General features: G+C 64.4%; 10 protein-coding genes. 5 read left to right on the top strand and 5 right to left on the bottom strand.

Annotation, left to right across the window (positions count from 1 at the left end; translation table 11 throughout):
* The first annotated feature begins 188 nt into the window (after positions 1 to 188).
* Complete coding sequence (gene ppk2 / locus HT051_RS14330; RefSeq protein ID WP_174542663.1) at positions 189 to 1070, top strand: polyphosphate kinase 2; 882 nt, start codon at positions 189 to 191, stop codon at positions 1068 to 1070.
* Positions 1071 to 1156: 86 nt separating this feature from the next.
* On the opposite strand, the gene HT051_RS14335 is transcribed toward ppk2, so the two are convergent.
* Both HT051_RS14335 and HT051_RS14340 read right to left on the bottom strand, forming a co-directional pair.
* Positions 1157 to 1540 carry a gamma-butyrobetaine hydroxylase-like domain-containing protein gene (locus tag HT051_RS14335; RefSeq protein ID WP_246810109.1) on the bottom strand — a complete coding sequence of 128 codons (384 nt, stop codon included), beginning with the start codon at positions 1538 to 1540 and terminating at the stop codon, positions 1157 to 1159.
* Positions 1533 to 1727 (bottom strand): DUF6494 family protein, encoded by a 195-nt coding sequence (locus tag HT051_RS14340; RefSeq protein ID WP_174543041.1) that lies wholly within the window; start codon positions 1725 to 1727, stop codon positions 1533 to 1535. The genes HT051_RS14335 and HT051_RS14340 overlap by 8 nt, the downstream gene beginning before the upstream one ends.
* 309 nt (positions 1728 to 2036) lie before the next feature.
* Between HT051_RS14340 and moaA the strand changes: the two genes are divergently transcribed.
* Complete coding sequence (moaA, locus tag HT051_RS14345; RefSeq protein WP_174543042.1) at positions 2037 to 3023, top strand: GTP 3',8-cyclase MoaA; 987 nt, start codon at positions 2037 to 2039, stop codon at positions 3021 to 3023.
* Between the two features lie 167 nt (positions 3024 to 3190).
* Positions 3191 to 5140: a bifunctional diguanylate cyclase/phosphodiesterase gene (locus HT051_RS14350; protein ID WP_208454337.1), complete on the top strand. Its 1950-nt coding sequence runs from the start codon at positions 3191 to 3193 to the stop codon at positions 5138 to 5140.
* Positions 5141 to 5475: 335 nt separating this feature from the next.
* On the opposite strand, the gene HT051_RS14355 is transcribed toward HT051_RS14350, so the two are convergent.
* Both HT051_RS14355 and HT051_RS14360 read right to left on the bottom strand, forming a co-directional pair.
* The gene (locus tag HT051_RS14355; RefSeq protein ID WP_174542666.1) at positions 5476 to 6660 is read right to left on the bottom strand and encodes an Mrp/NBP35 family ATP-binding protein; all 1185 of its coding nucleotides are present in this window, start codon (positions 6658 to 6660) and stop codon (positions 5476 to 5478) included.
* Between the two features lie 82 nt (positions 6661 to 6742).
* Entirely contained in the window at positions 6743 to 7855 is a 1113-nt protein-coding gene (locus HT051_RS14360) for an NADH:flavin oxidoreductase/NADH oxidase (RefSeq protein ID WP_174542667.1), read from the bottom strand.
* A gap of 116 nt (positions 7856 to 7971) precedes the next feature.
* On the opposite strand from HT051_RS14360, the gene mobA reads away from it, so the two are divergent.
* On the top strand, positions 7972 to 8592 hold the full coding sequence (gene mobA, locus HT051_RS14365; RefSeq protein ID WP_174542668.1) for a molybdenum cofactor guanylyltransferase MobA: 621 nt from the start codon (positions 7972 to 7974) through the stop codon (positions 8590 to 8592).
* A gap of 127 nt (positions 8593 to 8719) precedes the next feature.
* A complete protein-coding gene (locus HT051_RS14370; protein WP_174542669.1) occupies positions 8720 to 11095 on the top strand; it encodes a transglycosylase domain-containing protein in 2376 nt (791 codons plus the stop codon).
* A 200-nt stretch (positions 11096 to 11295) separates the two neighbouring features.
* Here HT051_RS14370 and HT051_RS14375 read toward each other — a convergent pair whose 3' ends face one another.
* Complete coding sequence (locus HT051_RS14375) at positions 11296 to 11691, bottom strand: GIY-YIG nuclease family protein (protein ID WP_371740590.1); 396 nt, start codon at positions 11689 to 11691, stop codon at positions 11296 to 11298.
* Positions 11692 to 11767: the final 76 nt, after the last annotated feature.

Genomic DNA, 11767 nt, shown 5'->3' on the forward strand with positions numbered 1-11767 from the left:
GGCCGACACGCGCCGGGGTATTTCAACCAGACGGCAAAGCGAATCAAGCTTTCAGATTTCATTGATGATTGCGCGGAATCGATCACGGTTTTGCGACATGGCGCGTACTATCATCTTTGTATGTCGCTCCTTAGATAATGCCGTCTGGGCGTCAAAAAAGGGGGCGGGAAGAACGCGGAAGGAAACGAATGGCGGATCAATTCTTGCTCGAGGATGCGGGCAAAGGCGAAGAGCTGCCCGGATTCGATATCGACGATCCGAAATTGCCCAAGGCGATCGACGACAAGGCGATGCGCAGCGGCGGCTACCCTTATGACGAGCGGCTGAAGCACAAGGTCTATTCGGAACAGCTGGTGCCGCTGCAAATCGAGCTGTTGAAGCTGCAGCACTGGGTGGAGACCCAAGGCAAGCGCATTGTGATCATCTTCGAGGGCCGGGACGCGGCCGGCAAGGATGGCTGCATCAAGCGCTTTATGGCCCATCTCAATCCGCGCCATGCAAGGACGGTCGCTCTTTCCAAGCCAGACCCGGTGGAGCAAGGGCAATGGTATTTCCAGCGCTACGTGGCGCAGCTTCCCTCGACCGGCAATATGCTGATTTTCAACCGCTCCTGGTACAACCGGGCCACGGTGGAGCCGGTGATGGGCTATTGCACCGAGGCGCAGTATCACAAGTTCCTCAACGAATGCCCGCGATTCGAGCACGGGCTGGTCGAGGACGGGATCGTGCTGATCAAGCTGTGGCTCTCGGTGGGGCGCGAGATGCAGCTGAAGCGCTTCCATATCCGGCGGCACGACGTGCTGAAGCGGTGGAAGCTGACCGATAACGATCTCGACGGTCTCGGCAAGTTCCACGCCTATAGCGAGGCGCGGGACAAGATGTTCGAGTTTACCCACACCAAGCACGCGCCCTGGCTGGTGGTCCGCTCCAACGACAAGCGCCGGGCGCGGCTCAACTCCATCCGCGCGGTGCTGCACGGGTTGGATTATCCGGGGAAGGATAAAAGCGTCGCCACGGCGCCGGACCCGCAGATCGTGGGCGCGGACGACGCGTTCTTCGCCCATGCTTGATTGAACTCGCCTGACCGGAACGTTGCCCGATGCAAGCGCTGCCTAAGGCAAACGGCTGATCGGAAAGCCCGCGGATGGGGGTGGCGCTAACGCGTCAGCCCCTTCTGCGCCAGCTCCTCGATATAGGCCTGCCAGCGGGATTCGCGCGTCTCGCCCAGCTCCTTCAGATAGGACCAGGAGTAGAGGCCGGTGTCGTGGCCGTCATCGAACACGATGCGCACGGCATAATTGCCCACCGGATCCAGCCGGGCGATGCGCACAGTCTTCTTACCCGGCACGGTGACCCGCTGTTCGGGGCTGTGGCCCTGCACCTCGGCGCTGGGACTGACGACGCGCAAGAACTCCGCCGAAAAGTCGTGGCTGGAGCCGTCGTCAAACAGGACCAGCAGATTGCGCTTCTCCTTGTCGACACGAAGCTCGGTCGGCCAGGGTGCCGCTGCGCCGGCCGTGGCGGCCGCTTCCTCAGCCAAGGTCGATCTCGCCCTCGACGACATGGTCGAGTGCGGTGCCTTCGGCGGTCAGCACCGCCTTCACCTTCATCTTGCCCTTGCCGCCGAGATTCTCAGCGCGGACCACCTCCTCGATGGCCTGCTGAGAGGTCACGCCCACCTGTTTGAGAAATTTCCGCATCGACATGTTGAACTTCTCGTCGTTCATCGGCTGATTATCCATAGCTCTCCTCCTTCCGCCGCAAACCATGATATCGGAGAAATGGCCCCTATATTAGAGGGCCGAGCAAGGCTTTTCGGCATTTATCGACAAGGCGATGGCACGCAAGACGACAGCAACCGGCGGTTCGGACCGCCGCAAGACGCCCCTGAAGCGCCGCGATCCGCAGGCTCACGCGCTTGAGGATGCACGCTACCATGCACGCGTGGTAAAGAGCGCTAAGGTCTATAGCCGAAAGACGAAAACGCGCGAGGGCGCGGAGGAGGACGCGTGAGCATTTGGCAGCCGCAGCCGGCGATGGTCGATCCGTTCGGCCGGCACGTCACCTATCTTCGCGTTTCGGTGACGGATCGCTGCGATTTCCGCTGCGTCTATTGCATGGCGGAGAATATGAGCTTCCTGCCGCGCAAGGACCTGCTCACCCTGGAAGAGCTGGACCGGCTGACCACCGCCTTCATCGAGAAGGGGGTGCGCCGCCTACGGCTCACCGGCGGGGAGCCGCTGGTGCGCAAGAACATCCTGTGGCTGATCGAGCAGCTGTCGCGGCATTTGCGCTCCGGTGCGCTGGAGGAGCTGACGCTGACCACCAATGGCAGCCAGCTTGCCCGCCATGCGCAAGCCCTCGCCGATCTCGGCATCAAGCGCATCAATATCTCGCTCGATACGCTCGATCCGGACCGCTTCAAGACGATCACCCGCTGGGGCAATTACGATCAGGTGATGGAAGGGATCGAGGCCGCCAAGGCGGCCGGAATCCGTATCAAGATCAACACAGTGGCGCTGCTCGGGCTGAACGACGACGAGTATCCGCGTCTGCTCGAATGGTGCCACGGCAAGGGCTTCGACCTCACTTTGATCGAGACCATGCCGCTGGGCGATATCGGCGGCGACCGCACCGACCAGTTCCTGCCGCTCTCGGCGGTGCAGCAGCAGCTGGAGAGCCAGTATACGCTGACCCCGATCCCCTACCGCACCGGCGGACCGGCGCGCTATGTCGAGGTCGCCGAGACCGGCGGCCGGCTCGGCTTCATCACCCCGATGACCCATAATTTCTGCGAATCGTGCAACCGCGTGCGGCTCACCTGCACCGGCAAGCTGTATCTGTGCCTCGGCCAGGACGATGCCGCCGATTTGCGGGCGCCGCTGCGGGCCAGCGAGGGCAATGAACGGCTGAACGAGGCCATCGACGCGGCCATCGCCCGCAAGCCGGAGGGGCACGATTTCGTCATCGAGCGCGGCGGCCGGCCGGCGGTCGCGCGCCATATGTCGACCACCGGCGGCTAGCCCAACTCCCCTATCCGCATCCGCATTTGCTGCGCAGTTTGCCGGCGGTCTTAGGGCCGGATTTTCGGCATGGTTTTGTTAAGCACGCCCATTACGCCGATTTTAACCGCTGAGTCATAGGGTTGCGCTAAACAAGGCGGCAATTGCGACGCGGACTGATAATTCGGATGGGGATGCTCAAACAGCATTGGCAGTGGGCGGGGTTTGGACTTCTGGCAGTCCTGATCTGCGCAATCGCCATTATCGCGCCGGCGAAGATCAGCGGTTACCAGCTCGAGCGTGAAGCCGAGACGGCGGCCAACCGGATCTCGTCGGAGCTCGTCAGCCGTCCGGGCTATCTGCTCGATGCGCTGGCCTCGCCTTCGCTCGCCTCGCGCATGAACGAGATGTTCGGCGAGCTGGGCTACGCCCACCGCATCCTGCGCTACGAGCTCTATGACAGCGACGGAAAGCTGGTGTTTACCAGCGGGCAATCGGCGTTGGATCTCGATTCGGCCCAAGGCGACACTACCGCCGGGGCGCCGGCGGCGCCGCGTCATTCCCGCCCTTCTGTGTCGCTGTATGACGGAACGGGGGATGGAGGGCCGGACCATCTGGCGGCACTCACCGTCCCGATGCAGCTCTCCGGCAGCCCGCAAGGCACGCTGGTCGCCTTTCTCGATCAGAGCGATCAGGCACGGGCGTTCGGCGAATATTTCAGCCTGATCACCGTGATCACCTTGCTGCTCCTGGCGATCGGCATCGCAACCCCGGTCACGATCGCCTGGATGCGGAGCCGCGAGCGCTACCAGGCCGAGCAGCAGCTGCGGTTTTTGGAAAATCATGACGCGCTGACCGGGCTTCCGAACCGCACCGCCTTCACCAAGCTGTTGAGCGACTCGCTGAACCAGATGTTCCGCACCCGCACGCATATCGCGGTGCTTTGCGTGGACGTCGATAAGTTCAAAGAAATCAACGATATGCTGGATCACTCCGGGGGCGATGCGGTGCTCAGCGAAATCGCCCGCCGGATCCGCACCACAATGCGCGAGGGCGATCTGTTCGGGCGGCTCGGGGGCGATGAGTTCGCCATTGCGCTGACCGACATCACCAATCTCGCCGATGTGATGAACTTCATGCACCGGCTGGTGGATGTGATGCGCGCGCCCTTCCTGATCGACGGCAAGGAGATGGTGTGCACAACTTCTGTGGGCATCGCGCTGGCGCCGGGCGACGGCGAATCTGCCGGCGTCGTGCTGAAACATGCCGATATCGCGCTGACCCGCGCCAAGCGCGACGGCGGCCAGCGCATGTGCTTCTTCGAGCGCAGCATGGACAAGGCGCTGCAGCGCCGCCGCATGGTGGAGCACGAGCTACGCCTGGCGCTTGGCCGCGGCGAGTTCGACCTTCTGTATCAGCCGCAATTCTCGCTGCAGACCGAGAAGCAGACCGGCACCGAAGCGCTGATCCGCTGGTACCATCCGGTGCACGGCAAGATCGCACCGGCGCATTTTATTTCCGTGGCCGAAGATACTGGGCTGATCGTGCCGCTCGGCGAATGGGTGCTGCGCCGGGCTTGCTCGGACGCAGTGAAATGGCCCTCGCCCGTGACGGTGGCGGTCAATCTGTCGCCGGCGCAATTCCGCGACAGCGATATCGCCAAGGTGGTGTCCGACATTCTGGAAGAGACCGGGCTGCCGCCGGAGCGGCTTGAGCTGGAGATCACCGAAAATCTGCTGATCAACGATACCGAAGAAGTGCTGCAGAAGCTGAAGACGCTGCGGGCGCTGGGCGTCGCCATCGCCATGGACGATTTCGGCACCGGCTTCTCCAGCCTCTCCTATCTGGCGCGTTTCCCGTTCTCGAAGATCAAGATCGACCGCCAGTTCATCCATACGATGACCAAGGATCCGGCGGTGAAGGCGATCGTGAAGACCATCGTTGCGCTCGGCAAGGCGCTGGGCATGACGGTCACCGCGGAGGGCGTGGAGACTGTCGAGCAGGCAACCATGCTGCGGGAATATGGCTGCCCGCAGGTGCAAGGCTTCCTCTACAGCGAGCCGGTCTCGTCGGAAGAGGCCGGCCGCGCCACGCCGAAAGTGCGCACCTTGCGCAAGCAGGTCACCGCGGTCGCTTAATCGGGCTCTCCGACACTCAAATTCGTGGTCATACCCGGCCTTGTGCCGGGTATCCACAACCCCAGTCTTCGTGAATCAACGGAGGCCGGTGTTCATGGGTTGCCGGGACAAGCCCGGCAATGACGCTAGAGCAAGGCTTCGGTCGCAGCGCTGACTGGGTTAGAGGGGGTTCTTTTTCGCAATAGGCTTTGGAGCCGCCTGACCCCCACCCCGTCCCTCCCCCTTCCAGGGGGAAGGGGTAAGCCGACGCCTTGCTCAGCGCCAAGCACAACATCTCTCCTCACCCTGAGGGGGCGCGGAACGTGCCGTCTCGAAGGGTGCAGGCCCCGAGTCGTCTACTGCTCCATGACGATGCGCGGGGCGGCTTTAGGGCCTCCCTGGTGACGCTCCAGCTGCGAAAGCACCTTTCCGGCAATCTCGACATAGGCCTTGGCGCCGGCGCTCTCCGGATCGCTGGCGACGATGGGTGCGCCAGCATCGGAGGTCTCGCGGATGACCATGGTCAGCGGCACCTCGCCGAGGAACGGGATATCCAGCTTCTCCGCCTCGTGCCGCGCCCCGCCATGGCCGAAAATGTCCGACTGCCCGCCGCAATGGGGGCAGATGAAGGTGCTCATATTCTCCACCAGGCCGAGCACCGGCACGTCGACTTTACGGAACATGTTGAGGCCCTTGCGGGCATCGATCAGAGCAAGATCCTGCGGCGTGGAGACGATCACCGCGCCGGCAAGCGGCACCTGTTGCGCCATGGTGAGCTGGGCATCGCCGGTGCCGGGGGGCATATCCACCACCAGCACGTCGAGCACGCCCCAAGCGACATCCTTCAGCATTTGGCTCAAGGCCGACATCACCATCGGCCCGCGCCAGATCATCGGGGTCTCTTCGTCCACCAGGAAGCCCATGGACATGACCTTGAGGCCATAGGCCTCCAAGGGCTGGATTTTGTTGTCGACCAGCTCCTGCGACTTGCCCTTCAGCCCCAGAAGCCGGGGCATGGACGGACCGTAGATATCGGCATCGAGAATGCCGACGGTCTTGCCGAGGCTCTTGAGCCCGAGGGCGATATTGACCGCGGTCGTCGATTTTCCGACGCCGCCCTTGCCGGAGGCCACCGCGATGATGGCGCCGACACCCGGAACCGGCGTCCCCTTGGGACGGGCATCGGGGCCAAGCTTGGGCTTATCGAAGGGCGAGGTTTGCCGGGCCGGCTGTTGTGGCGGCGGGGCGGCGCTGGCGCCATTGCCGGGGGCCGGGCCGCTGCCCGCCTCCCGGTCTGCCGTCAGGGTCACGACGGCATTCTTCACGCCGGGCAGCGATTTCACCGCATGCTCGGCATCGATACGCATGCCTTCCAGGGCCTTGGCCTTGGCCGGATCGACGGCAATGGAGAAATAGACCTTGCCGTTATGGATGACGATTTCGGAGAGCAGCTCTTGGGCGACGATATCGCCCTTGCCGTCGGGACCGGGCACGCGGCTCAGCGCCTCGAGCACGTCCTGTTTGGTAATGTCTTCGCTCATGCCCGTATATCTAGTCGGCGGAAGCGCCGCCGTCACCCTCCGCGAGGCAGGCGCGTCTTGAAGGGTGACGGCGTTGGCGGCTTTATTTCACCGCGTAGCCGTATTGGATCGGCCAATCGGCGTCATAGCCGAGGGCGGGGGCGGCATGCACCGGCCAATAGGGATCGCGCAGCAACTCGCGTCCGAGCATGACCAGATCGGCCTCGCCGTCCTTGACGATGGCGCCTGCCTGCTCCGGCTCGGTGATCAGGCCGACGGCGGCGGTCATGATTCCCGCCTGTTTGCGGATCTGCGCCGCGAAGGGCACCTGGAAGCCGGGCGCGACCGGAATCTGCGCATCTGGCACCAGCCCGCCTGTGGAGGTGTCGACGAGATCGATACCGAGGGCTTTCAGCCGTTTGGCGAATTCCACCGACTGTTCGATATCCCAGCCGCCCTCGACCCAATCGGTGGCCGAGATGCGCACGAAGACCGGCAGCGTCCGCGGGACGATGCCACGCACCGTCTCGGCGATGCGCAAGGGAAAGCGCATGCGGTTCTCCAGACTGCCGCCATACTCGTCCTGACGGCGGTTGGAGAGGGGGGAGAGGAATTCGTGCAGCAGATAGCCGTGAGCCGCATGGATCTCGATGATCTTGAAGCCGGCCTCCAGCGCCCGGCGGGTGGCGAGCTGGAAGGCGCGCTGAATAGCGGTGAGGCCGCGCTCGTCCAGGGCGACGGGCTCCGGATCGTCCGGCTTAAAGGGAATGGCGCTCGGCGCCACCACCGACCAGCCGCCCTGCTCCACCGAACGCAGACGCTTGCCGCCGGCCCAGGGCGGCTCGCAGCTTGCCTTCCGCCCGGCATGGCCGATCTGGATGCCTGCCACGGCGCCATGGTTCTCCACGAAGCGGACGATGCGGGCCAGCGGGGCGACATGATCGTCGCTCCAGAGCCCCAGATCGCCGGGCGAGATGCGCCCGTCGCGGGTGACGCCGGTCGCCTCGACCATGATCAGCGCTGCCCCGCCGGCGGCGCGGCTGCCGAGATGGACGAAATGCCAATCGTTGGCGAGGCCTTCCTCGGCGCTGTATTGGCACATCGGCGACATGGCGATGCGGTTCTTCAGCTTCACGCTGCGAAGCGCCAGCGGCGCGAACAGATTCGCCGCGGTCCTGACCGTCGCAATCCCCGCCTTGGCGACGTTCTCGTTCATAATTCTTTCCCCGGTATATGAGTGGCATCAAAGGCTTCGCTGTTAGATAAGGCTGTAGCAGCGGGGCGCGACGCGACGGAACAGCGCGCCGCAAAGATGGTAAGGACATCGTCATCGTGACGGAGAAGATTGCCGGACTCTTGCTCGCCGGCGGCCGTTCCAGCCGCTTCGGGCGCGACAAGACGCAGAGCCTGCTCGGCGGGGAGACGCTGCTCGCCCGGGCGCTGATGCGACTCGGTCCGCAAGTCTCCGCGCTGGCCATCAGCTCCAATGCGGACCCGGCAACGCTGAGCCGTTATGGACGCCCGGTGCTGGCCGATGCGCTGGAAGGCTATGCCGGCCCGCTGGCCGGAGTCGCGGCAGGGCTCGCCTGGGCGCGCGAGACGATTGCCGGCGATGGGATCTTGGTGACGGCGGCGGCGGATACGCCGTTCTTCCCGGAGGATCTTGCGGCGCGGCTGGCTGCGGCGGCGCGGGAGACCGGCACCCCGGCCATGGCCGCATCACAGAGCGGCACCCATCCGACCTTTGCAGCTTGGCCGCTCTCCGTGGAACCGGCGCTTGCCGACTATCTGCAAGGCGGCGGGCGCAAGCTGCATGACTTTATGGCTCGGGCGGGCGCGCTCCGCGTGGAATTTCCGGTTGAGCGGCTTGGCGGCACCGGGATCGACCCGTTTTTCAATATCAACACCCCGGACGATCTGGCCGAAGCGGAGCGCCATCTGGCGGAGGGCTAGGTCGCGGGCGCGGCGCGACAGGCTCGCGCCAATCGGTTAGATTCCCGGCGGTCGGGGGGCCGTATCGCGCTGGCGTTCATTGACGCCCAAGCAAGATGTCCGAAGCCACGGAGAGTTGTTTCCATCGATGCTGCGTCTGGTCCGCTGGCTGCTCCATATCCTCGAGCTTGCGATCGCTCTTCCCCTCCGCGCGGTGCGTTTCCTGCTGACCACGGTGGCGTTCAATCCGCGCCTCGGGCGCTTGCGCCTGATCGTCGGGCCGCTGGTGCTCTATCTCCTTTTCGCGCTGACGCTAACCTACGTCTATGCGCCGATCCGCGGCTTCGCCGGGCAGTTCTGGATGGCGAAGGCACTCGCCTACGCCGACGAGCGCTCGCTCGCCACCGCGATCTACGATTCCAGGAACCGCTTCGTCGGCATCTTCGATCCGCTGCTCGATAGCGAGGCGGACTTCAACTATACCGGGCGGGCGATCGCCCTTCCCAACTACATCGCCTATCCCGACCACAAATCCCTGCATGTGGCCGCGGTGCCGGAGGATTACTGGTCCTGCCTCAGCTATCACGAGGACCGGCATCTCGGCGGCCTCGCAAATCCGTTCGGCATCGATCTCTACGGCGTGCTGAAAATCCCCGTCTCGACGGTGACGCGCTCGCTCCGCTCCGGCGATATCAGCCTCGGGGTCGGCGGCTCGACGCTCTCCATGCAGCTTGCCCGCATCTTCTTCAAATCCCCGCCGAGCCCCGACGAGAGCGCGAGCGAGAAGCTGTCGCGCAAGTTCAAGGAATGGTGGCTGGCACCGGTGATCCAGTGGCAGCTGACCCGCGGCGGAGACATCACGCCGATGAAGCGCTGGACCGCCGATCACTTTCCCCTGGCGCAGCGGACCGGCGGGCAGGAGCTCTACGGCGTGGCGCAGACCAGCCTGATCGTGTTCGGCAAGCCGGCATCGGAGCTCTCCACCGCCGAGCAATATGTGCTGGCCGCGGCGGTGAACCGGCCGATCATTCTGTTGGGCGGCTCCGAAGCGCTGGAGCAGCTGCGGGAGCAGAATTGGCACAAGCTGACCCGCGGCCGGGCGGAGGTTTGCGCCAATGCGCTGATCGAAGATGCGGGAAAGCGCGCCGCGGTGATCGCCGAGCTGGAGCGGTTGAGCCAGCGCCCGCCCGATCCGCACCCTCTGCCCTGGGGCGAGGATCTTCTCGCCGAGCTCTCGCCGGCCTTACGGGACCGGGCCGAGGCGAACCCGGTCTATCGCAGCAATGTGCTGCTGCCTTCGGTGAAATACGGCGTGCGCGAGGAGCTGAAGAGCCGCTTCGGCTTCGGTTGGCGCTCCCATGTCAGCGCGGTGCATCTCAGCTTGGACGCGGCGGAGAATTTCCAATTCCGCGACAAGGAGAAGGCGGCGCTGGCCAAGCTGGATGCGCGCTATCGCGGCCGGATCAACCCGGCCTATAGCCTGGATTTCGATACCGGCGCGGGCGCAGGCAAACGTCATCCGGACGTGATCATCGCCGCGGCGGACGAACAGGGCCGCCTGGTGCGCTATTTCGAGTCCAACTACAACGCCGCCTATTTCGGCTCGGCGGCGGCGCGAGACAAGAAGACCGGGCGTTACGACCCGGAGAGGGAGGCACGCGCTATCGCCTCGGTCGGCAAGATGATCGCCGGGATCGCCATCGCCAATGAGGGCAAGGATACGGCGGAAAGCCAGTGGCTGGATACGCGCGCGCCAGAAACGGGGCTGGAGGCCTGCGGCCACGGCGATTTGCGGCGCCTGCGCACGGCGGAGGTCTGCTTCGCCTGCTCGCTGAACACGCCGCTGCTTTGGCGCACCGCACAGGTGCCGAAATCCCAGCTTCTCGATCTCACCAACGAACTCGATATTACGCTGACCGAGCCGGTGACCTCGGCGGCCAATCTGGCCAAGAGCATCGTGGTCGGCCATGTCGCGGCGAGCCCGCAAGTGGTGCATCGGATGGCCGGTGTCGTGCTGGCCGGGCTTACGGGAGAGGGCGACAAGCCTTTGGGCCTGCCTGTGCTGACCGAAAAGCTGGATCTCTTGGACGATCAGGCCGAGGTGCCGCCGCCGCTTGCGCCAGTGGTGCCCAACGAGATCGCCAAACCGGCAAGCCACGCCGCGCTGCGGTCCTTCCTCACCGCGCCAATCTGCTATCCCCACGGCACCATGCGGCGGCTTTCCGATTGGTGCGCGGAGAAGCGCCAAGACGTTGCGCTGCACTTCGCCAAGACCGGCACGCGCGGGACGGGGGCGCTCGATCCCGCCGCCGACGATACGGTGGATCTTTGGGTGGCAGGCGGCATCCAGTTCGAGACCGGGGCGGCCTATTCCTATGTCGTGGTGGTCGGCACCGGCTCGCCCTCGGAGCCCTGGGCACGAGACCTCTATGCCGGGCAGATCGCCGAGCCGCTGCTGCGGGTGCTTTTGGAGGACTTGGAGAAGCGTCCGCCGGCGCCGGATGCGGTGACGCAGGCGGAGTAGGAGCGGCTGCGTTCTCCCCCGCCCTCTCCCTTCTCTCCTTCGTCACCCCCGGGCTTGACCCGGGGGTCCAGGGCCTCAAGCTCGGAGCAAGCCGCCCTGGATTGCCGGGTCAAGCCCGGCAATGACGACGTAATTAGGCAAAGCCCAACCCCACCCACCTTCGTCATGCCCGGACTTGATCCGGGCATCCATGCCGTGACCTATCGGTTGAGCTGGCGATAGAGATCGAACCACTCAGGGTTTTCTTTCTCGATCAGCGCGATCTTCCACTGGCGCGGCCATGACTTTATGGCCTTCTCCCGCTTGATCGCGCTCGCTGCGGTGGCGTGCTCTTCCATAAAGACGAGGCGCTTTACTTGATGCCGGTTCGTGAAATCGCTGAGACCTTCGCGATGCTCGAACGCGCGGCGCCGCAGATCGCTCGTAACGCCAGTGTAAAGCGTTCCGTTCTTGTGGCTGGCCAGGATATAGACAAAGAACGCCCTCATAAGTTGAGAGGTAACGGCATGGACCCCCGGGTCAAGCCCGGGGGTGACGAAGGTGGGTGGGGCTGTGGCCGCGAATTCCGAGCCAGCCGCCCTGGATTGCCGGGTCAAGTTTATGCTCGGGCCAGCGAAGCTGGCCCCGGGTGCCCGGCAATGACGAGCAAAAAAGATGCAAACCCACCCCCAT

The organism is Methyloligella sp. GL2 (genome assembly GCF_013341275.1).
Lineage (GTDB): Bacteria > Pseudomonadota > Alphaproteobacteria > Rhizobiales > Methyloligellaceae > Methyloligella.